Here is a 23621-nt window from a genome sequence, read left to right as displayed (position 1 = left end):
TCAATCTTTCCAAGGAGACTTCATGAAACGCCTTTCCAATGAATTCAAAAAAAATGAAGACACCTTTTTAGAAAAATTCTCTAAATTCGTAGCTTTCAAAACTGTTTCCGCCAATAAAGAATTTTCTAGCAACGAGCTGTTGTCATGTGCTTGTTTCCTCAAAGACCTTCTCTCCAATTGTTTTTCTGTAGAGACGTGGTCTACTAGGGACTCGCCTCCGATTCTGTTTGCTTATAACCTATCCAAGGGACCTGATGCTAGGACTCTTCTCATTTATTGCCATTACGACGTTCAGCCTGCGATTCTTTCTGATGGATGGGACTCAGATCCCTTTGTTCTCACAAAAAAAGAGAATATTCTTTACGGGAGAGGTGTCTCCGATAACAAAGGTCAGTGTTTTTATACGCTTTGCGCACTTCGAGACCATTTCCAACAACACAAAACTTTCCCTTGCAACATCAAGATTATCTTAGAAGGGGAAGAAGAAATCGGGAGCGATGCTTTGAAAGAACTTGCTTCCGCCTACAGAGATCATCTACGGGCTGATGATCTAATATTTGTGGATGGCGGGTTCTCTTCTCCTCTCCAACCCAGTGTGAGCATCGGTGCTAGGGGTCTTGCTAACGGACACGTTACTGTCAAAGAAGCTTCCGAAGATCTACATTCCGGTGTCTTTGGGGGTGCTGCCTATAATCCTAACAGAGCTTTATCAGAGCTTTTAGCTTCTCTGCACCACTCAGATAATTCCGTTGCTGTTGACGGGTTTTATTCTGAAGTTACTCGCCAGAGTTCCAAGAATAATGATGAAATCTTTTATGAAGATATCACCGAAGAGTGTGAAAAAAATTTGCATTTCCATCCTACCGGAATGGAGACAGGATTTTCTGTAGGAGAAGCTGTATCTGTACGACCGACCTTAGAAATCACGGGCATGCAAGGAGGGTATACAGGAAAGGGATTCAAGACGGTGATACCGTCCAAAGCGACAGCATACCTCTCTTGCCGGCTAGTCCCCTTCCAGAATCCAGAGACCATCTGGAGAAGGATAATAGATCATCTAGTGAAACGATTGCCAAACGGCATGCATCTTGAGCATTCTCTCGTGTCGGGATCTCCTGCGTGGCAAGCCAGCAGTAGTTCCGTAGTAGCTATAAAACTTAGAGAAATCTATTCGGCCTTGTACAATAAACCTTGCCACAATATCATCATGGGGGCTTCTATCCCTATAGTACCTCTTTTAGCTAGAATATCTGGTGCCTCGCCTTTGGTTTGCGGAGTATCTTATATTTCTGACAACATTCACGGACCAAATGAAAGATTCTCTATGGAGCAATTAGAGAAAGGTTATGTTTCGATAAGGGCTCTGTTGGAATCTATTGGGGAGTAAACGGAGTAAAAGATTCAGTGTAATCACTGAATCTTTCGTTTACCTACTCTTCAGGTTTTAAAGCAACAAACCGAATAACATCACCTTGAGAGACCATCAGCAGGATATTTTCTGCGTTGCTTTCTTTTAAAACCTTGTTGAGCTCCTCTATCGAGGTTATCTTCTGTCTGTTGACAGCAAGTATCACCTGTCCCGCAGCTATACCTGATGAAGCCGCTGCTGATCCAGGTTCTACTCCGACAATAAGAACACCTTTAATATCTCCTAAACCTAGTTTTTTAGCAGACTCTGGTGTGATATTCTGCACAGTAATACCTACCTTTTGCAAAACTGCTGTACCGTCCTCTCTAGGAGCCAAAGCAATAACAACAGCGATCTCTTTGCACCTACCTTCTCGGACAATAGTAAGCAGAACGCGCGTTCCAGGAGTCATCAAAGAAATAGAATTTCTAAAAGCACTAAGTGATTCTATTTCTTTGCCATTACAAGCAACAATTATGTCCTCTTGCTTTAAACCAGCTTTATCTGCAGGAGACCCTTTAACAACATCAGTAATCATAGCTCCTTTCACTTTATCTAGCTTATAGCAAGACGCTAATTCAGAATCTATGGGTTGCAAAGTAACTCCTAAAAACCCTCTAGTTACTTGCCCTTCCTTAATTAGCTGATCAATGATCCGGTTAGCCATCAAACTCGGAATAGCAAACCCTATCCCCATATACCCGCCACTGCCACTGACAATAGCCGTATTAACCCCGATTACTTTTCCATCTATACCCAATAAAGGCCCTCCAGAATTACCTGGATTAATAGCCGCATCAGTCTGAATAAAATCCTCAAAGTCTACTATATGCAATTGATTCCTACCCTTAGCACTAATAACCCCCACAGTCACTGTTGCTTGCAGACCAAAAGGATTACCGATAGCTATGGCCCAATCTCCAACTTCTAGTTTGTCGGAATTTCCAAATTGTAAATAGGGAAGGTTATCTCCCTTAATACGAATCACAGCTAAATCAGTTTTGGGATCTATTCCTACCATGGTAGCAGGATATTTCTGACCATCATGCAAAGTAACATTAATTTTTCCTGCCTCTTCAACAACATGATGATTAGTAACAATAAACCCATCTTTGGAAACGATAAATCCTGTCCCTCTTACAGCCTCTTTAGGTACAGCTCGTTCTCTAGGAGAAGGAAAACCAAAAAATCGATTAAAAAACTCATCATTGAAGTAATCAAAAGGATTTTCGTGAGGAACTCTATTTCCCTTTTGTACATTCCTCAACTCTCGAGCGCTTTTTGGGAAACATTCGATATAAACCACTGCTGGAGTAGCCTGTTTAGCCACCCTAGAAAAACCACTAGAAATTTCCTTCAGCAAAGCATCCTGAGAACTCTCCGTACTCTTAATATCTCTTTTCAATGCTGCGGCCGATACAGAGGGAACGCAAGATGCCGCTATGAGAACACTCCCTACAAGCACCCGTGACACTAAAATCCTAAACATACTCACAACCTTAAAGAAACTTGAAGACATATCAAACCATCCTAGACAAGACGAAGAACGAAACGGATAAAACCAACCTAACTTCACTAATCCAGGAAGAAAAGATCATCCTATACAACAAGGGACATTTCCTCAAGGTATACGACATCTAAAGAAGCTTTTACGAAAAAAATAAGGTAGACCCGTCCCAAAAGGATTTAATGTTTTGTCACCAGAGAGCATTAGTAATACTGCTCTCTTTTTCTAGAAAAAATGGACAATCGAAAATCATCAAACAAATTAACTAAAAAAACAATTCCTAATCCCACCTTACCAATGAAAAACAAAGAAAAGACTAGAACAAGGTACGACAAAAAGGAGATACAAAAAGCTAATTTTGACCCCAATTCTTGCAGACACGCATAGCATAAAGTATCCACCAGGTACCCCATATCTAAGGGTTTTGCCGGAAATAAGTTAACCACAAGAATGAGCAGATTTATCTCTGCTGTTAAACGGAAAAATTCGAAGAGCACTTTTGAAATAGCATTTGTAGCACAAGAGAGTAAGAAAGCTATTAGAAAAATGACCAAAGTTACTACCCATCCTGAGAAGCAAGCTCCCAACTTCTCCAAAATAGAAAAAAGTTGACCTCCTTTTCTCCACCTGGCTCCTAATCCAGAAAACAAAACAGCCGCAGATTTATTACGTAAAATAAATATCGTAGAACGACCCAACTCGTGCAGAAATAATGAAGCTAAGAAGATTACGCAATAACATAGTGAAAGAAGCAACCCATAATATTTGATACCACAAAGGCCTATACAAAGCGGGAAAACAAAAATCGTCCAAGACCACTGAAAAGAAAAGTTTTTAGAAAAGCATTTAATATTCGCCATATCACAACAATCCTTGAACAGTCTGTCCTATAAGAGAAGGTATCGTAGCGACAGAAACCCCCGCATCCCTTAAAGCTACAATTTTGTCTTCAGCTTTTCCCGAACCCACAGAAACTATAGCTCCTGCATGTCCCATTCTCTTCCCTGGAGGCGCGGTAATCCCCGCAACAAAGGCTGCCACAGGTTTTTTCGCATTATTTCTTATCCATTCAGCAGCTTCTTCCTCAGCAGATCCTCCGATTTCTCCAATAAGCAAAATGGCTTCAGTTTCAGCATCATCATTAAATTCTTTTAAAGCATCAACAAAAGATGTTCCGTTGAGAGGATCTCCCCCAATACCTATGCAAGCACTTTGCCCTATACCTAATCTGGTTAGTTGCCATACAGCCTCATAAGTTAATGTTCCAGATCTGGAAACTACACCAACTTTGCCAGGCAAATGAATATACCCAGGCATAATACCTATTTTACAGGCACCGGGCTTAATAATCCCTGGGCAATTGGGGCCAACCAATCTAGAAGTCTTACTATTTTTCATAACATGTACTACTTCCATCATATCTCTAACAGGAATACCTTCCGTGATGCAAACTATCAGGGGTATGCCTGCTTCTTCAGCCTCAATTATGGATTCTGCAGCATAAGCAGGAGGGACAAAAATCATGGTGGCTTCGCATCCTGTTTCCTCCTTAGCTTCTCTAACAGAATCGAATATAGGTAACCCCAAGTGAGTGTCTCCTCCTTTGCCAGGAGTTACTCCTCCGACAAAGTTAGACCCATACGCCATACACTGCTCTGTGTGAAATGAACCTGACTTCCCCGTTATTCCTTGCGTAATGATTTTTAAATCCGAAGATAATAAGAACACCATGATTACACTTTACCGTTTTCTTGAGACAACTTAACAGCAAGCTGCGCCCCCTCATCCATAGAATTAACACTATGAAATTCTAACCCTGCTTGCTTAAGAAGTTCTTGTCCCTTTTCTACATTAGTTCCTTCCATCCGAAGCACGATAGGGATCTTAGATATTTCTCCTTGCCCTAAGGCTGAAACTAAGCCAGAAGCAATTACGGAACAATCCATAATCCCTCCAAAAATATTGATAAACAACACCCGAACATTTGTGTCAGAGAGTGTCAAAGAGATAGCCTCTCTTACCTGATCTTCGGAAGCACCTCCACCAACATCCAGGAAATTGGCAGCATTACCTCCATAAAACTGCAAAATATCTAGAGTACTCATAGCTAATCCTGCTCCGTTAACCAGACATCCAATATTTCCGTCCATAGCTATGTAAGATAACCCGACCTGTTTAGCCATGACGTCTCTAATATTTTCTTGAGAAGGATCATAATAGGATGACAAAACAGAGTGTCTGTATAGAGCGTTATCATCTATGGAAATTTTAGCATCTAAGATAAAAAGCTCTTCAGACTTCGTAACCACGAGAGGATTAATCTCAATAAGGGAGGCGTCATTCTCCATAAAAGCTCGAACTAATTGTTTCATTAATCGGACCCCCTGTTCTGCCAACTTCCCTGTCCACCCTAAAAACTTCATACACCTACGTAACCTGTAATCATAAATTTTTCCGTAGTATGTAACGGGCTCTGAAAGCATCTTATGAGGTGATGTGAGTAAAACCTCTTCGATATCCATTCCTCCAGAAGGGGAGACAATCAGCGAGGGGCACTGTCGTTTTCTATCCATGGTCACAGCAACATAATATTCTGATGCTATTTCCACTAAAGGAGATACCAGAACTCTTTCTACCAGAAGCTCTTTACCTCCTGTTTGATTGTTAGAAAACTTCATTCCCAACAACTCTCCAATCACAGAATTTGCAGAATCCCTACCCTTAAAAACTTTAACCCCACCACCTTTTCCACGACCTCCGGCGTGTACTTGGATCTTAGCTACCCCCTCTTCTATTTGTAACTTGCTCAAAGAAGAGGAGATCTCTTCTCCGGAGGAAATGACTTCATAAGGGGGAATGGGAAGTTCATAACGTGTTAATAAGTCTTTGGCTTGGTACTCATGTAGATTCATAAAGATCTTCCTATTTGCCTCCTTATCTTGTATAATTCCTTTTCGTTCAACTCAACTTTACCTTTTAGATGTTTAAAGCTCTCTCTAACAAACTTAGATCGTTGTTCAAAAGAACTGTCAATGAAGAACTTCTGGAAGATGCGGAGAGAGTATTCTACGAATCTGATTTTGGATCAGAACTTACAGAAAAACTCCTAAAGGTTGTGCGCCAGTCTAAAGAAACCTACAAGCTTACTGAAAATCTTCGAGAAGTTTTATCTAAAGTAGTATGGGATGTGCCCCCGTCTACCGCTTGTGAATTTGGCGATAAACTACAAACGAAAGTATTCCTCATCGTAGGAAGTAACGGCGCTGGCAAGACAACTTCGATAGCTAAATTGGCCACTTATTTCCAAAATCAAGGAAAAAAAGTTCTTATTGTAGCCACTGATACTTTCCGCGCGGCAGGAATAGACCAATTGAAAGTATGGGCAGACAGAATAAACTGTGGGTTTGTTTCTGGAACTTCCGGCGGAGATCCTGCTGCTGTTGCTTTCGACGGATTACAATCAGCGAAAGCAAAAAATTATGATGTTGTGCTCATAGACACTTCTGGCAGATTACACACAAACCAACCTTTGATGAACGAGCTTGGAAAGGTTGCACAGGTGTGCAGTAGGGCCATTCCCGGATCTCCCCATGAGATACTCATCACTATCGATGCTTCTGTTGGAGGTAATTCTGTGGAGCAGGTTGGTGCATTTTTACAAGCTCTCCCACTGACCGGATTTGTTCTTACCAAGACAGACAGCAGTGCTAAGGGAGGCACCCTATTTCGCATTTACCAATCATTAAGATTACCTGCAGCTTTTTTAGGCTTTGGAGAAAATTTAGAATCCTTATCTCCTTTTAACCTAGAAGCCTTTCTTGACACTTTCTTTCAAGATCTCGTTGAGTAAAACGTGGTGTCAAAAAAAGGCTCCTTTCCAGAGCCTCCCCGATACTAGATGAAAGCTCGCCTAGTCCCTATTCCCAGAAGATGAGAAAATCTGCAACACATACCAAAAGACCATAATGACATTACAGTACATCTTTAGCGCCATGACCATAGAAAGTTTGTACGCTAGGTCAGAGTCATCATGAACCCTCTCAGAAACTCTTCGAATAGCCTGAGCATCAGTAACGGTTAAACCGACGAAGATAGCCAACCCTAGGTAGCAGATAAACAAATATGCCATGGGCATATGGATGAACAATGATAAAATAACAAAACCTAAAGTAACGAAAACAAATCCCATAACTCCCAGATATAAAAGTCTGCTCAACTGAGTTAGGTCGTGTTTTGTAAACATACCATAAGCCGCTGCTCCACCAAAAATGAGAGCCGCGGTCCCAAAGGAAGCCCAAATAACTCCGCCTCCATAAGCCGCTGCGTAAACAGGCATTATTGTACCAAAAAATAACCCCTCAAGCACAGCATACGTAATGAAAGCTCCGATAACTCCCGAAACTGTCATCTTATGAATTCTACTATTAATCAAAAAGGATACACCTAAAGTAGCAAAGCACCAAACTGCCCACATAGGAAAAAGCACTTTGTATAATCCTGAGAAATACAATCCCAAGGCTACTAGTGTCGTAATTCCCAACCCAGCTGTCATCCAGCCATATACTCTAGAAGCAAAGGTCCCAGGCATCCTGGTATCACGTATATAATAATCTCGCTCAAATAGACCCATGGTATACTCCATTTTTGGACTTACTATCACACAAGCTATTCTAAAAAAAGAATTAATTCAACAACTAAATAAAAAAATTAAAAAATAATCAAGAAAACAAAGATATTATAATAAGAAAATACAAAATAAACTTTTATTCAACAGTTACAGATTTAGCTAAATTTCTTGGATAATCTACTTCTGTTCCTTTCTCTAAAGCCAAAAAATACGTCATTAGTTGCAAAACTATAGTACATAAAATGGGCGAAGATAGTGCGTGACTATCAGGCACTAAAATTAAAGAGTCTACGACAGCAGCTACATCAGAAGAAGATTCTGAGGCGATGGCAATAACTGGAGATCGTCTTGCTTTAACCTCCATAATGGAGCTAATAGTTTTTTCGTATACTGAAAGATCTGCACAAAAAGCCACTATAGGAAGATTTTCATTAGCTAAAGCTATGGGCCCATGCTTCAGCTCCCCAGCAGGATGTGCTTCAGCATACACATACGCTATCTCCTTACTTTTTAATGCAGCCTCCAAAGCTATCGGATACATTAACCGCCTTCCCAAGAAAAGAAAACTATTATGATGGCTGTATCGCCTCACAACGGATTGAATCGAAGAATCCTGTAAAATGTAAGCACACTTTGAAGATAAGCTTTGAAAATCTCGTAGCACAAGATCTATGATAGAGGCTGATTGAACACCTCTTGCTTCTGCCAAAGCTACTCCAAGAAGCATCAACAAAAGCAGTTGAGAAGAAAAAGCTTTGGTAGAGGCCACGCCTACCTCAATACCCGCCTCAAGAAATATACACTTGTCCACGGCCAGAACTAAGGAAGACTCGGGTACATTACAGATACCGAGGATAAAGGGAATTTCCCTTTTCCGGAACTCCTTAAGCGCAGCCAAAGTATCCGCTGTTTCCCCAGACTGGCTGATCAAAATCGCCAGAGAATTTTGGTCTACATAAGGATCCCTATATCGGAATTCCGATGCTATTTCAACTCGGACTGGTATTTTAGCGAAAGACTCAAAGACATACTTAGCTACGCAACCTGCGTGATAGGAGGATCCACAAGCAACAATGTGAATGGAATTGAACTGGGTTAAATCAATCCCAGACAAGAAATCCGAAGAAATACTGAATAACCCCGTCTCTTCATTTAAAGAAACGTATTTGTTAACCAAGTTCAGGAAAATCTCTGGCTGTTCGTAAATTTCTTTTAGCATGTGATACTCATAATCACCCTTGCTGTAAGACGCTTCATCAACAAAATCTATTGGACGAAAACTTTTTTCAATACAAGACATGGAAGCATCATAAGCTACAAAACCTCCAATCCTAACGACGGCTATTTCTCCTGAAGATAAGAATGTTGCTGTGTTTACATATTCTGAAAACGATCTTGCATCAGATGAAATAAATACTCCTGAGTCCCCTACGCCAATGGCTAAAGGACTATCTTTGGCAACACACAAAAGTTTGTCTGGATGATCTTTATGGAGTAAAACACAGGCAAAACTACCTGAAAGCTTTTCCAAAGTTCTATGAAATGCTTTTTCAATATCTCCGTCATAGTACTTGGCCACCAATTGAGCTATGACTTCTGTGTCTGTATCGGAATGAAAGGTCATCCCCTCGGAAGTCAGTTGCCTCCGAAGAACTTCAAAATTTTCTATAATTCCATTATGGACGACAGCACAAGTTCTAGCCGTGTCAAAATGAGGATGCGCATTTCTTTCTGTGGGTTCCCCATGGGTCGCCCACCGAGTATGACCTATAGCGACACCAGAAACACTACCTGCAGCAATTTTCTCTTTCAAAGAAGACACCCGACCCACCGACTTACGATCAAGCAACCTACCATCATCAATGAAAGCTACACCTGCGGAATCATACCCTCGGTATTCCAATTTTTTTAATCCACTCAAGACTATAGGAATAGCCGAATTCAATCCCAGATACCCAAAAATTCCACACATACTGTTTCCTTATCTAGAAGCACAAAGGCCCAAAGAAGCCTCTATAGCATCAGCGATAATCCTTGCCAACCCATCTACCTGGTGTTTTTTCGTCCCCTCAACCATAACTCGACACACATTTTCCGTACCAGAATATCTTACCAGCACCTTACCTGAACCGCCCAAGGTACTTTCCACGTCCTTGATAGCCTCGATAACTTCTGGCATATCTTCGATAGGAACTTTCTCTCTTATAGGGATATTGATCAATGTTTGAGGACTTTTGCATACAGGAGCTGTTAAATCAGATAACGTAGATTCGCTCTCAGTCATAATTTTCAAAACTTGCAAAGCCGAAACTATACCATCCCCTGTTGTGTTGTAGTCTAAGAAAATCAAATGACCACTTTGTTCTCCACCCAAGGAAACGTTGTTCTCTCTCATATGCTGAAGAACATGCCGATCACCAACAGGAGAAAGAATTAAATCTATCCCAAGTTTCTCCAAATATTGGAGAACACCAAAATTGGTCATAACTGTGGCTACAACTCGATCTCCACTAAGAATACCTTTCTTTTTTAAATCGTGAGCACAAACAGCTAAAATGACGTCCCCATCAACAATATGGCCTTTCTCATCAACCATAATCACTCGATCACCGTCACCATCCAAGGCAATACCAACATCCGCTTTGTACTCTATGACAGCTTTTTGGATAACTGACGGATGGAGAGCCCCGCACTGACTGTTAATATTTGTGCCTGTAGGCTCGCAACCTAAGCAAATCACTTCCGCATCTAACTCCTCAAAAACGTAAGGAGCCACTCGATAAGCAGCTCCGTGAGCACAATCCAAAACGACTTTTAATCCCTTCAAAGTACTTCCCTTGGGAAAAGTAGCTTTGGCAAATTCAATATACCTGCCCAAAGCATCTACGACTCTTTTACTTTTACCCACTGCATGATCTCCAGGAAGATCCTCAAACGCTCCGTTAGTAACCATTGCTTCTATACGAGATTCCACAGAATCTGTGATCTTAAAACCTTCAGAGGAAAAAATTTTAATACCGTTGTCCTGGTAAGGATTATGAGAAGCTGATATCATGATACCCGCATCAGCTCTATATGCTCTTGTAATGAAAGCTACTCCGGGAGTAGGTATAGGCCCAAGAACTAGTGTCTCTATCCCCATAGAAGTAAGTCCTGCAACCAAGGCACTCTCAAACATATATCCAGAAAGTCTTGTATCTTTACCTATCACAACTTTCTGCCTTCCAGAAGGTTTGTTAGACTTCAGAACGCCTGCAACAGCTTTTCCTAATAAAACAGTCGTTTCAACTGTCATGGGATGATAGTTTGCTCGCCCTCGAACACCGTCCGTCCCGAACAGTTTCACCTTCTCCCCTTGTTCCTTGCTCTGCTCTAGTAAATTTGTGTCCATTCAAAACCCGAATACCAAAACCATTTCTTCGTTGCCTCTAATGAGGCAAAATAACACCAAAAATGCATTTAAGCGTCTTATAGAGCCTAACAACAGTAAACTTCAAGGCCGTTCCTACAAGTCACTCCAAGAAGAGCTAAATCATTGCATATCAGCATGGAAATAAAACGTTTACACGATATCTAAGACTTTACTTCAATATGAGACCCAATACCGGTCTAACTCATGACCCATCTTCCGTCCCGTAGCATAAGAAAAAGATCTTTTTCTTCCGAGACATTTAACCATCATTATCGATATAATGGCCTTGGATAGGACAGCAATTAAGTTTCTATAGTAGCAGGGGTTTGGAATTGTCAAAGCAACACACTGGGTTTCCTTTAGTTCCCGTAATATACTCCCAAGAAGTGCACGGAATTCAACTGGAAGACCTCTCTACCAACGCTCTCTCCGTAATAAAAACTCTTCGAAAAGCCGGACACACTGCCTACCTTGTTGGTGGATGCATCCGGGACCTCTTACTCAAGGAAACTCCCAAAGACTTTGATGTTTCTACTTCAGCAAAACCTGAAGAGATTAAAATAATTTTTAAAAACTGTATCCTCGTGGGCAAGCGTTTTAGACTGGCTCATATCCGGTTTTCTAATCAAATTATAGAAGTTTCTACTTTCAGAGCTGGAAACCCAGATGAGGATTCTTTAATCACTAAAGATAACCTTTGGGGAACCCCCGAAGAAGACGTCTTGCGAAGAGATTTTACTATTAACGGCCTATTCTTTGACCCCTTTGAGAAAGTAATTATCGACTACACAGGTGGTTTTGAAGATATCAAAAATAATTTCTTGCAGACGATAGGAGACCCTGTTGTCCGATTCAAGCAAGACCCTGTGAGAATGTTACGTTTGCTTAAAATTCTGGCTCGCTACCCTTTCTCTGTAGATAAGGAAACTTCTCTAGCCCTTACCGCTCATCGTTATGAGCTAACAAAGAGCTCTCAAACACGTGTTTTTGAGGAACTCTTAAAAATGCTAGGGTCAGGATACGCTGAAGCTTTCTTTAGATTGCTTAAAGACTGGGGAATGCTGACTGTCTTGTTCCCTTATATTGACAAAGCTTTCAATTTGAGCCCCATTATCCAAGAACAAACCTTCTCTTTACTAAGAAATGTGGACCATTTGGTAAAAAAGGAAAACCTACAGCCTGATCGACATTTTCTTCTCGCGACCTTCCTCTTTCCTATAGTCAATTTCAACGTTCACTACATCTACCAAAAGCACAAAGGTATTAATCTAACGGAAACCTTCGAATTCATTAGAAAATTCCTGGAGAAACTCTTTGCAAACTCCTTCACTAGCTGCTCGAAAAAAAACTTCATTCTCACTACCCTTCTAATACAGATGCAGTACCGGCTGACGCCCCTCAAAGTTTCCAAAAAGCGAAATTTTTTTAACAAAAAGTTGTTACAACATTCCCGGTTCCCAGAAGCTCTGTTACTCCTTAAACTCAGAAGCTTAGTAGACTCAAAATGGATCTCTGCTTACAGAGCTTGGTTTACCCATTGGGACCCAGAAAAAACAGAATGGTGAAAACAGTACTTCTATCCTGCAAAGAATTTAGTTGAATAGTGACTGCGTTATGTTTTCAGAGAGTATTGTCCGCATCCTCTACCCCTTAGGGCTAATAGCTAACTTATTCTTCGGTACTGCCTTTATCCTTCAATGGATCTTGAGCACAAAATTCAAGCAGTCCTTCGTACCTAAAACATTTTGGTACCTGTCTGCTATTGGGTCGTTCATGATGATTTTTCATGGGATGATTCAAAGCCAGTATCCTGTGACCCTACTCCACTCAATAAATTTTGTAATTTCTTTGAGGAATATCAATCTCTATAACAAGTATCCAGCCTCTTTTTTGAAGATTGTCTGGTTGATGATCTTCTCGGTCATCCTAACTTCTGTCCCATTTGTTGTGCAGGCCATCATTTCTGAAAATAGTTGTTGGATGGCTACCCCTAATGTTCTTAATCTACCCATAAACCCTCCTAACACTATGTGGCGAATAGTGGGCTGTTTAGGTCTTTTTATCTTTTCGAGCCGTTTCCTTGTACAGTGGCTATATGCCGAACATTTCAAAACCAGCAATTTCCCAGAAGTTTTTTGGAAGATAGGGTTCCTTGGTTGTTTATTATCTCTCATGTATTTCATTAGAGTCGCAGATCCTATCAATATTCTCAGTTATGGCTGTGGAATATTTCCCCCAGTAGCAAACTTATTTCTAATATATAAAAACCGAAGGAGACTCCATCCCCCGCTCTCTAAGGACCCCGTTTACTTCATTTCGGCAGGAGAAATTAGCGGAGATCGCCTTGGCGCCGACTTGATAGCTAAAATAAAGACCAAACATCCTGAAATCCACTTTGTCGGAGTTGGTGGCCCTCTAATGAGAGAATCCGGCATGGAAGTAATCTTACCTACAGAAGCATTCTGTATCTCCGGGTTTAGAGAAGTATTTCTTGCTATTCCTAAAATATTTTTTTTCTATAGAAAGATTACGAAGTTCATCCTCACAACAAACCCTGACAAGCTTATTTTCATTGATTTCCCTGATTTTCATTTTCTTATCATACGAAAACTAAGAAGAAAGAGGTTTACAAAAAGGATAATTTTCTATGTTTGCCCCAGTATATGGGCTTGGAGAAGAAAAAGAAAATTTTTCTTGGAAAAAAACGTAGATCTGTTGCTATCTCTCCTTCCCTTTGAAAAGCAACTCTTTAATGATTCTTCCCTTAGAGTTCTGTACGTGGGCCATCCGCTTGTTCAAGAAATTAAAAATCATCAGCCCATAACTTCCTGGAAAGAAAAGTGCAGCGTCCCTGAAGGAGATTTTATCGCTTTCTTCCCAGGAAGTAGGCGTGGAGATATTCTTAAAAATCTTCCCGTTCAACTTCAAGCTTTTAAATCTTCCTCTTTGTATGATACACATCTAGCTTTCGTATCCTGTAGCTCTCCTAATTTTGCTGAAATCATTCACGCAATAGCTAAGAAAGAACAAATAGACCGTCTTTTCGTTATTCCCTGTGAGTATAGATACGAACTTGCGAAATCTTGCCAATGTGCCATAGCAAAATGTGGAACTATAGTTTTTGAAACAGCGTTAATGCAAGCTCCAACAGTTGTGACTTGCAGATTGGGATCTTTAGATGCATTTTTCATTAAATATTTGTTCAGAATCTTTCTGTCATCGTACAGTCTACCAAATATAATCCTAAGCAAAATTGTATTTCCCGAGTTCCTTGGAAGCAAGATAGACGCTTCTCCAAAAGAAATTGCCATTGCTATTGAAAAGACTGTTTCTCCCGAAGAGCAGAAAAAACAAAGACTTTCTTGTCAAAAATTGCAAGAGGTTATGGAATCTAATGTCTCTTCTGAAAACGAAATTATTTCTGCTATCGTTAACCAATAAAATTCTTTTCCTAAAAAAAAAAGATCGATGGGAAATCCATCGATCTTTTTTCTTACCAAGTTAGAGAACAACGCTAACTAGAAAATTAGGCGAGCCCCACCACTGAAGTTGTAAGAAGCTACATGCCTTCTACCTTCATATTCAAAGCTTATGTATGTTCCCAAAGATTCATTCCATTCCGTATTGTTATCCAATCGACAACGAACGGCATGTCGAGGCCATTTACAACCTCTAGTAATCCAGGAATGCTTAGCCTCAACAACCGTAGCGGATCCTTTAGGATTTCTTCGGTAAGCATCAGGACTATAAGCTACAGAAAAACTTAAAGACTCTGATTTTGTGCCCCTCGAGTAATAGTTCTCAAAAGTGATCCCCATAGGGACCGCAAGATTTTGTAATTTACCTTTTTCAAAATCCCTAACTTGAGTCCCACCGACTTCCAGGAAAGGCATTTGATCAATAAAAGCATATTCCACTTCGACAAAAGGTGCCCACGCAGTAATCATAGCTGAAGAGAATGATCGAGAGTTGGAAAACTTCTTGCGATCCACTCTAACAGAGGCCAACAGAGAATGGTCCGACCAAGAACCTTTAGACACACCTAAATTAGATCCATAATCTACAGACATATCGTTACCTATATTCCCATACAGGACCGCTCCTTTAAACATCCATGTACCAGAACCTCTTCCATAATGGGAAATTCCTGCGTACACAGATCCTATATAACCTCTCTCAGAGCAACGAATACTGTGAAGCCGACTGTCGGTATATCCGAAAGTTTGAGCAAAACTGCCCCCAACTAAAAAGTCTTGGATAATTTCTGTATCCATACCTAAAACATAACCACCAGCTCTATGGACAAAACCATCAACATCACCAACAACAACACTGTTGACAAATTGACCTAATCCTGCTCCCCACACGTTGGTGAAGAAGTCCATTTCCATTCTCTGATCCGTTACGTGGTTGTGGAAAATTTGTCCCTTAATTCCTCTAGCGTCAGTGTACTGACTCCATAAACCATTGGCAACAACAGATCCATCTTTATTTGGATTTAAAGAATATCCTGTCCTTGTCCATTGGACTTGGACAGAGCCGTTGGTAAGGGACTTAACATCCCAAGTTCCTTGATAACCGTATTGGCCTTTATCCAGTCCCTGACCTAAAGAAAATGTTACAAAATTGCCATTACCAGATCCTGGTATATTAGTAGATTCCAGGTTCCCATTTTCTCCTTTCTTCATGAACTCAACAAACTGAATATTAGAGTTATCAGAAAACAAATCATGTTTTCCTTCCATCGACTCTCCCGAGGAATCTACCAAGACAAATTTAAGGTTGGGACCACCTTCATTTTGGGTTAATAAATTTACAGAGCTTGAACCAGATTGTGTTGCAGGAACTATGACAACCCTGGGGGGAGTAGAATCTTTTGAAAACGATGCTAAATCCACTCTTAGTTCAGTCAAATTAAATCCAGGGCTTATCTCTTGCTGAACGTTTGCTTCTGCAGCTGAAGAAGCCGAAACAGAAGAAGTGAAAACTTGTTTTTTGTTGTAAGAAGAAGATACAGGAGAAAGAGAAGAAGGTGTTCCAGAACCTGTTACAGTATTAGTTTCCGGACTAGTTGACATCTGACCAAAGACAGTATTGGCTGACAATTGAACATAAGAACCACTCACTTGATCCAATCCCTGCAACCATAATTCTCCATTACTGACAACTAACCCTCCAGCTTCTAACCTTGCTTTCTGTGGAATCTTCGTAATCCCTCCTCCAAACTGTACAACCCCCGTGTATAGATTAGGACTGTTTGAATCTGGACTGTTGATAGACAAAGAAGGATTTTCTGAGGATAATATCTGACCTACTCCACCCGAAGAAGTGTCCCGGTTGCTTGTGTTTTCAAAAATAATAGCATCGAAAAATTGAACAGCATGTCCTTCTCTAGCCCGCAACTTAGTTATTTTACTAGAAGATCCCTCTAAGAAGATACAATCAGAAGCTCCACCCAATTCTCTATTCCCCTGAAAAACAATATTTCCATAGTCAGCTGAGAGAGAAACTGTTCCATGATCCCGGACATAAAAAGCACCACCTTTATCAGATTTGTTAAAAAGGAATAGCACATCTTTATTTCCTGAAACTTCGAGATCTTTGAGAAAGGCGACTCCACCACCAAATTTAGTGAGGGTATCTACAGAATATGGATCTGTCTTCGAATCTCCTGGAGAAGTTTCAGTAAAGACCTCTGTAGTATAGTTGTTAGAAAAAGTTACAGGTCCAAAATTATTGCTAATAAGAAGCTTTTCTAAAACAACATCTTTTGACTCTACTGATTGAGCAACATTGCTGGGAAAAGAGTCTACATCTCCAGATAAGACTTTAGCATCTAATAAAATAGCTCCACCTGAAGTTCCTGAATAGTTATTAGAAAAAATAACTTCCGTGTTTTCAGAAATAGAAACTCCTCCTCCTGCAGAATAAATAGCTCCGCCTCCGTATCCTGAAGAGTTACTGTCAAAAATTATTCTCTGGTTTCCAGTTAGAGAAACCTGACTAGAAAGAATAGCTCCTCCTAAGGATTTCCCTCCGGAAGCAATGTTATAGCTGAAAATTATCCTTTCATTTCCTTCTAGAGACACTGATTTTTTCGCCAATACAGCTCCTCCCCCAGAATGAACTTTTTGATCACCGCTAAGGATAGAATCTCCAGAATTAGAAACTTTGTTATTAGAAAAACTACAATCTCCTTTGTTGCCAGAAAGCACAAAGGAACCTGCAGAAACAGCCCCCCCTCCAAAAGGATTTTGTAACCCTACTGGCGAAGCACTCTTAGACAAAGATTTTGAAGAATCTGTCTTTAAACGCAGATACCCAAGAGGGGCTTTATCCTCACCACTGACAGATTTACCCGTCACGGAATTATTAGAGAAAACAACACCCTTCATGTTCCCAGAAATAGAAACGGAGTCAGCTCCATAAACTCCCCCTCCCCCTGCGATCTTACCCACAGAATCATCTTCATCAGACAAAGAGTTATTCTCAAAGAGGCATATTCCCTTGTTGTTTAACAATTTAAAGTTTTTACACCAAACAGCTCCTCCACCTATTTTACCTAAGCTAATAGAACCATCAACAACCTTTTCAGAAGAAACTCTAACAGAATTACCTTCAAAAACGATGCCACCTAAATTTTCAGAAAATACTACATCTCCTTCCGAAAGATCAGAATCTTCGCTTCTATCACTGGCCAAAGGAAGATGTTCACAATGAATAGCCCCACCAGCAATTACAGAGGTATTCCTTAAGAAAGAAATCCCAGAGTTTTTGGAAAAGGAAACTCCCTGAGCATAAATTGCTCCCCCCTTCTTTTTAGAAGAATTCTCAGAAAAGGAAACACCTGATTCGTTGGATAAAAAGGTAACCCGCCCATTAACTATTTTCTGCTCCTCGCTTAATACCTTCAGGACGTTTGCGACTTCCGATAATGAATCAGGATAACAGTACACGGCACCGCCTGATCCCCTTGCCTGGTTTTTAGAGAACTCTATTTTGCCCAAATTTCCCTTACCCAACACTTGCTCTTTGGAGAAGATAGCCCCACCGAAGTGAGAAGATGTGTTATCAGAAAATGAAACTTTACCTAGGTTAGATTCAAAAGAACATTTTTGCGATGAAATAGCTCCACCACTTCCCAAGGCTTGGGTTATAGCCTCTTGACCTTCTCCATCCTCAATTACCCCAGACTTGTTACCTAGGAAAACAATGTCACCATTATTCTTAGAAAACATTATCTCACTAGACGCAATGGCTCCACCGAATCCCTTAACAGGGGCATTCCCCGATCCTTTGCAAGACAAATTTTCAGAAAAAGATATTCCCCCCTTGTTGTTTAAAAAAGTTATAGAAGAAGAGGAAGATATGGCTCCTCCACTAAAATCTGCAGTATTTCCAGAAAAATCTATATTACCGATATTGCTATCAAACAATATAGTTTTCGCCGCCATAGCTCCACCATTAACAGTGGAGGTGTTTTGCGAAACCAAAATGGTTCCCGAGTTTCCAGAAAATTGGATAGATCCACTCCTTGGTTGCTGTTCAGATTCATCCTGAGGATCTATTTTTTCTTTGTTTGGTAAGGAAAGCCCCTCCCCTGCCCAAAAGGCCCCTCCGCCTAACTCCAGATCATCTTTAGGGGAAACTTTTTTTACCAAAGCAGTTAACGCACTACCACTCTCTGATTCTTGGGAAGAAGGTGATAAACTGGTTTTATTCTTTGTCAGTGTTATCCCATTGCAACCTTTCACCGTAATATTATTTGCTGCAACGGCTCCTCCAGACTCAGAACTCTCACAACCAGAAAAAGTTAAACCTCTCTGAAGATTTTCAAAAATTACATCAGCATCACTGTAAACTGCGGCTCCACCTTTCTTCGCCTTAAGATTAGAAAATAAGAGACCATCAGACTTGCTTTTTCCAGAAAAAACAACACCATTGACAGTGCAGTTAGATTGAACTTCTTTCTCTAAGACAGACTTGGTATTGCAAAAAGCTAATCCATGTTCTTTACAAGCTGTACTCCTGGAATTTGGTGTAGATTTAACTAGAATATCTTCCTGCGAAATATCAGTATGAAGTGCCCCTCCTCTGTCTTCTGAATCAGATTCCTGTGAATTATCAACCTCCGCTTCTTCAGAAACGTCACCCTGAGAAGAGCCATCATTCACTTTTAAATCCTCATCTTTAGAGAGATTTTGCTTTTGAGATTGCTCTGTTTGGTCTACGTCATTCACTTGAGACAATGCATCTACATTATTCCAAGCTAAGCCGCCTAGAACTTCGTAAACAACATTTCCCTGAGAACAATACTGAAATCCTTCCAAATCGTCGGGGGAAGCGGAATTTTTACCTCCGGAAGTCAACATTTGAGTTGTATAGCAGGGCGACTCTACAGTTTCTTCACCAGTCCCGACTGCAACCTTTTCTTCGCTAGAACTCCCCTCGTTAACAGGAGAAGCATGTTCCGAGTCAGAAGATAAAAGGTTCTCTGTTTCTGAAATCTCGGATTCTTTTGAACCACTATCACTTGCCATAGGAGGAGAGTTTGGAGATGGTTGTACATCAGCATGACCCTCAACCGGACTTGAAATAACAGGCGATTGAGCTTCCTCACCCGAAGCAACAACTTTCTCTGCCTCACCTTCAGGAAAAGAAGGTGAAAGCTGAGACGGCTGTTCGGAGACAGCCCCTACGGCAGAAGTCGCATCAGAGATCTGCCCTTCCCGGTGATATTCTTCTGAGCTTGCATCCTCTTCACCAGAAGGACTTTTAAGATCTTGAAGACTTGTATCAGAAGATTGTTTTTCATGATCAATAGAATCTAAATGTTCTTCTTCAGAGGCATCTTCTGCATCTTCCAAAGATGGAGCTGGTGGCGCGTCTGCACTATCAGCTGCAGAAGAAAAATAACGATTACTTTCAAAACGTTCCTGAGAAAAAGGATACAGAAAATGTGTGGCAACAAATTTTTTTCCATCAAAAGAACTTGCATCAGCGTGCAAGCTAGAGGAAGCTACTATTGCTAAGATAACAGATTGGGAAAAAGAAGAAATATAACGATTTTTCATGAACAGCCCGCTTTTCTCAAAAGTTTCATTGATCAAAAGAAACGCAAGAACACAACGTAAAACATTTTCTTGATCGAATTACTACTTATAGAAAAACGAAAGACTTGTCAACGAAACACAGCGACTTAATTAAATAAAATTAACTAAGCTCTCGTAAAATCTTATCACACAGATGAGCCTTAGAAAGCTGTAAGAAGCCAAAAATCCCTTGAATCAAAGATTCTTCATTAGCTTTGCCATGGCACTTGACGACCAATTTTGAGAGACCACACAAGACAGATCCGGGGTAAATAGAGTAGTTCAGCTTACCCTTCAGATCATCTTCTAAATGAGATCCGAGTAACTGCAAAAGGAATTCAAAAACTCCTTCTGCAGTCTTTAGAAAGATGTTTCCAGTAAACCCGTCAGTAACAATGACATCAGCCTTTCCGGCAAAAACATCTCCTCCCTCTATGTTACCTAAGAAATCTTGTTGGTAGACTTCTTGTAACATTTTGAAGGCTATGCGATGACTTTCCGTCCCTTTTCTTTCTTCCGAACCTATGTTTAGGAGAGCAATTTTGCTCCTTTTTTCAGAACAAATACACTTCCTATAAGCCTCGCCCATGCGAGCGAAATTGACCAACTCTTCGGGCTTAACAGCAACATTAGCTCCAACATCCAAGACAATGGCGCTTCCAGTTAAAGTTGGAACTCGTACTGTAAGAGCAGGCCTGGAGACTGTAGGATGTAAAGGAACCTTTAATCGCGACAATGTAATTAGCGCTCCTGTATTGCCGGTAGAGAATAAGGCTGAAATTTCTCCCTGCGCCAACAAATCTAGCCCCACAGACATGGAAGAAGCCTTTTTCCTACTAGCAGAAAGAGGGGTATCTTCCATCGAGACAGCGTCTTTCACATACAAAATATCCAGATCAACTTTTTCTAAGAGAGAAACCCTCTTTTTTTCTAATTCTAGCCTATCTTGAAGTCCCTCTTGAGCAATAGCCAGATAGGAAACGTCGCCCCCCCCGGCCTGAACAACCTCAAGGAGAGCCCTGAACACCAAGACCGGGGAGCGATCTCCCCCCATTAAATCAATACCTACACGATGGGTAAAGGCTTTGATCATAACACCTTTACGGACTAAAACTAATCTCTCTCAGCCGTTTGTAGAACAGCTCTACCGTTATAAAAACCACAAGAAGAGCAAACTGTATGCGGAATGAAAGCATTTTTACAATTCTTACATACCGCAGTTTGGCGGGGTCTTTTTGCATGATGACTTCTTCTGATATTTTTTCTTGCATTACTCAGACGATTACGTGGTACTGCCATGGCTTAAAATCCTAGTCTACAAATTTTCAAAGGGATTATTTCCCTCAAACTTTTTTTCTTTCTTCTGCAAAAAATTCTCTATCCCAGCCTTATCTGGACAACCTCCAGACTCACACTCATACAACCCCTCAGATTCTAACAAGATTTCTTGTCTAATCAAATCTGAACAATCAAAAACCCCGTCTCGAAGCTGATCCTTTTCTATCAGGTGGCAGATACTGTCTATAGCAACAGTACGAGAAAAAGCTTTATCGCAGAAAGGACAAGAGGCCCCTACCTCTGTCTGAATAGACAGAGAAAGAACCAACTGCTCTTCATCAACCCTTTCGACATGCCCCGACACCTGAATGGGACAAGAGAAAACCTTCTCCAAGCCCTTCTCAGAAAAGACCCCCGGAGCAACCGTATACTGCAAGGCCTCTCTGTCCCCGATATTTTTCAGTCTATAAACATAAATTTTTAGATCATCGACAAAACTCAAGGCTCCCTCTGCAGGACATAAAACGAATTCGGCACCCATACTACCAAAACAGGGATTTATGGAAAATACCGAGTTGTTTCTAATTATAACCCTGACGATAAACTAACTCTATTAACGATCTCAAAAATAGTTTACATAAAGCATTTCTGTAGAATTTTTTATCTGTTTCTCCTATGATCCCCTCTTCAGAACGCGTGTTTTTTCCCTAAAAAACCGCCCAAAAGATTTAGCATTCCAAGGAACACGCATGGAAAATGATGTTTTGTTGAATATCGAGTCAAAAGAGATTCGTTATGCTCACTTGAAAAATGGTCTGCTTTTCGACTTGATCATAGAGAGAAAAAAGATTCGCCAACTCAAGGGCAATATCTACAGAGGCAAAGTTACCAACATCTTAAGAAACATCCAATCTGCTTTCATCAACATTGACGAACGCGAAAATGGATTCATTCATATCTCAGATGTTTTGGAAAATTCCAAAAAGTTTGAGCAAATGTTTGATACGGATTTGGATGAAGATGAAGATATGCCTCCTCCTACTGAGCAACCGGATTCTCCGATCGAAGACCTTCTGGAGTTGGATAGCCCAGTCTTAGTTCAAGTTGTGAAGGAGCCTATAGGGACGAAGGGAGCGCGACTGACTTCTAATATCTCCATTCCTGGAAGATATCTGGTATTGCTGCCTAATTCGCCTCACCGAGGCGTTTCTAGAAAAATAGAAGACCCTCAAATTCGAGACCAGCTAAAAAGACTTATCCGCTCTTTTGAAATGCCTCGAGATATGGGCCTGATTTGCCGAACTGCAAGCATGACAGCTTCTACGGAAACTTTGATCGCTGAAGCCCACGAACTTCTCAAAACGTGGAAGACCATCATTGAAAAGTTTCACGCCACGGAGGAACCCTCTTTACTCTACGAAGAAACGGATCTAGTAAAAAAGGCTGTCGTTACTGGAATCGACAAGAACTTTAACCGATTGCTTATAGATGACTACGCCACTTACCGGAAGTGCCGTCACATAATGAAGAAATACTCCCCGGAAAGCACAATGAAAATCGAATATTATAGAGATTCTGTCCCTATGTTCGAACGCTTTAACGTGGAAAAAGAAATAGAAAAAGCCACAAAAAGAAAAATTTGGCTTACCAGCGGGGGGTATCTTTTCTTCGATAGAACGGAAGCCATGCACACAGTTGATGTTAACTCCGGTCGTAGCACCCAGTTAGAGGGTGGCGTGGAAGAGACTCTGGTTCAAATCAACTTAGAAGCTGCAGAGGAGATTGCAAGACAGCTCCGTCTTCGAAATGTAGGTGGCCTTGTCATTATTGATTTCATTGACATGAAATCCAGAAAAAACCAAAAGCGAGTTTTAGAGAGACTAAAAGAGCATATGAAAGCAGACTCTGCTAGATGTACTATATTGAGTATGAGCGAGTTTGGTTTGGTTGAAATGACTCGCCAAAGAAACAGAGAATCTTTAGTACAAACTTTATTTACTCCATGTCCTTACTGCTGTGGTAATGCTTTGATCAAAACTAATGAAAGCATAGCTATCGAAATTGAACGAGAGTTAAAAAAAGTAATCAATTATCGCAATCACCGAAATCTTTGCCTTGTTGTTCACCCGGAATTGGCTTCTTACATGAAGTTGGAAGGGGATGACATTGCTTTGATCAGACTGGCTAAACAACTGAAAGCCAAACTTCAAATCAACACCTCTGATGAACTTCATCTTAATCACTATCAGTTCTTTTCTTTGATCACTGGAGAAAAGATAGATTTATAATAAGGTACA

General features: G+C 40.7%; 16 protein-coding genes. 5 read left to right on the top strand and 11 right to left on the bottom strand.

Annotated elements, in window-relative coordinates:
- The first annotated feature begins 22 nt into the window (after positions 1-22).
- Positions 23-1387 carry a M20/M25/M40 family metallo-hydrolase gene (locus KJA62_RS00685; protein WP_213318133.1) on the top strand — a complete coding sequence of 455 codons (1365 nt, stop codon included), beginning with the start codon at positions 23-25 and terminating at the stop codon, positions 1385-1387.
- 43 nt (positions 1388-1430) lie between these two features.
- On the opposite strand, the gene KJA62_RS00680 is transcribed toward KJA62_RS00685, so the two are convergent.
- The 4 genes from KJA62_RS00680 to sucC all read right to left on the bottom strand — a co-directional run bounded on the left by KJA62_RS00680 (position 1431) and on the right by sucC (position 5827).
- The gene (locus KJA62_RS00680) at positions 1431-2897 is read right to left on the bottom strand and encodes a DegQ family serine endoprotease (protein WP_213318926.1); all 1467 of its coding nucleotides are present in this window, start codon (positions 2895-2897) and stop codon (positions 1431-1433) included.
- A gap of 221 nt (positions 2898-3118) precedes the next feature.
- Positions 3119-3775 carry a zinc metalloprotease gene (locus KJA62_RS00675; RefSeq protein WP_213318132.1) on the bottom strand — a complete coding sequence of 219 codons (657 nt, stop codon included), beginning with the start codon at positions 3773-3775 and terminating at the stop codon, positions 3119-3121.
- Between the two features lies 1 nt (position 3776).
- Positions 3777-4646 carry a succinate--CoA ligase subunit alpha gene (sucD, locus tag KJA62_RS00670; protein ID WP_213318131.1) on the bottom strand — a complete coding sequence of 290 codons (870 nt, stop codon included), beginning with the start codon at positions 4644-4646 and terminating at the stop codon, positions 3777-3779.
- A gap of 2 nt (positions 4647-4648) precedes the next feature.
- Entirely contained in the window at positions 4649-5827 is a 1179-nt protein-coding gene (gene sucC / locus KJA62_RS00665; protein ID WP_213318130.1) for an ADP-forming succinate--CoA ligase subunit beta, read from the bottom strand.
- A gap of 68 nt (positions 5828-5895) precedes the next feature.
- Between sucC and ftsY the strand changes: the two genes are divergently transcribed.
- The gene (gene ftsY, locus KJA62_RS00660; protein ID WP_213318129.1) at positions 5896-6765 is read left to right on the top strand and encodes a signal recognition particle-docking protein FtsY; all 870 of its coding nucleotides are present in this window, start codon (positions 5896-5898) and stop codon (positions 6763-6765) included.
- A 60-nt stretch (positions 6766-6825) separates the two neighbouring features.
- Here ftsY and KJA62_RS00655 read toward each other — a convergent pair whose 3' ends face one another.
- The 3 genes from KJA62_RS00655 to glmM form a co-directional block, all read right to left on the bottom strand.
- Positions 6826-7545, bottom strand: a complete 720-nt coding sequence (locus tag KJA62_RS00655) for a Bax inhibitor-1/YccA family protein (RefSeq protein WP_213318128.1) — start codon at positions 7543-7545, stop codon at positions 6826-6828.
- 133 nt (positions 7546-7678) lie between these two features.
- A complete protein-coding gene (gene glmS / locus KJA62_RS00650) occupies positions 7679-9514 on the bottom strand; it encodes a glutamine--fructose-6-phosphate transaminase (isomerizing) (protein WP_213318127.1) in 1836 nt (611 codons plus the stop codon).
- Between the two features lie 9 nt (positions 9515-9523).
- Positions 9524-10933, bottom strand: coding sequence for a phosphoglucosamine mutase (glmM, locus tag KJA62_RS00645; protein ID WP_213318126.1), 1410 nt, complete (start codon positions 10931-10933; stop codon positions 9524-9526).
- Between the two features lie 311 nt (positions 10934-11244).
- Here glmM and pcnB point away from each other — a divergent pair, with 311 nt between their 5' ends.
- The gene (gene pcnB / locus KJA62_RS00640; protein ID WP_246481907.1) at positions 11245-12519 is read left to right on the top strand and encodes a polynucleotide adenylyltransferase PcnB; all 1275 of its coding nucleotides are present in this window, start codon (positions 11245-11247) and stop codon (positions 12517-12519) included.
- Positions 12520-12568: 49 nt separating this feature from the next.
- Positions 12569-14395 carry a lipid-A-disaccharide synthase gene (gene lpxB, locus KJA62_RS00635; protein WP_213318124.1) on the top strand — a complete coding sequence of 609 codons (1827 nt, stop codon included), beginning with the start codon at positions 12569-12571 and terminating at the stop codon, positions 14393-14395.
- Between the two features lie 77 nt (positions 14396-14472).
- Here the strand turns inward: lpxB and KJA62_RS00630 are convergent, their stop codons facing one another.
- The 4 genes from KJA62_RS00630 to KJA62_RS00615 form a co-directional block, all read right to left on the bottom strand.
- Positions 14473-20028 carry an autotransporter domain-containing protein gene (locus KJA62_RS00630; protein WP_213318123.1) on the bottom strand — a complete coding sequence of 1852 codons (5556 nt, stop codon included), beginning with the start codon at positions 20026-20028 and terminating at the stop codon, positions 14473-14475.
- Between the two features lie 139 nt (positions 20029-20167).
- The gene (locus KJA62_RS00625; protein WP_213318122.1) at positions 20168-21139 is read right to left on the bottom strand and encodes a phosphate acetyl/acyltransferase; all 972 of its coding nucleotides are present in this window, start codon (positions 21137-21139) and stop codon (positions 20168-20170) included.
- A gap of 20 nt (positions 21140-21159) precedes the next feature.
- Positions 21160-21345 carry a 50S ribosomal protein L32 gene (gene rpmF / locus KJA62_RS00620; protein WP_213318121.1) on the bottom strand — a complete coding sequence of 62 codons (186 nt, stop codon included), beginning with the start codon at positions 21343-21345 and terminating at the stop codon, positions 21160-21162.
- Positions 21346-21361: 16 nt separating this feature from the next.
- Positions 21362-21865, bottom strand: coding sequence for a DUF177 domain-containing protein (locus KJA62_RS00615; RefSeq protein WP_213318120.1), 504 nt, complete (start codon positions 21863-21865; stop codon positions 21362-21364).
- A gap of 208 nt (positions 21866-22073) precedes the next feature.
- Between KJA62_RS00615 and KJA62_RS00610 the strand changes: the two genes are divergently transcribed.
- A complete protein-coding gene (locus KJA62_RS00610) occupies positions 22074-23612 on the top strand; it encodes an Rne/Rng family ribonuclease (protein ID WP_213318119.1) in 1539 nt (512 codons plus the stop codon).
- Positions 23613-23621: the final 9 nt, after the last annotated feature.

Source organism: Chlamydiifrater volucris, from assembly GCF_902806995.1.
Lineage (GTDB): Bacteria > Chlamydiota > Chlamydiia > Chlamydiales > Chlamydiaceae > Chlamydiifrater > Chlamydiifrater volucris.
The sequence above is the reverse complement of the archived record's forward strand: the minus strand, read 5'-3'. Positions and strand labels throughout refer to the sequence as shown.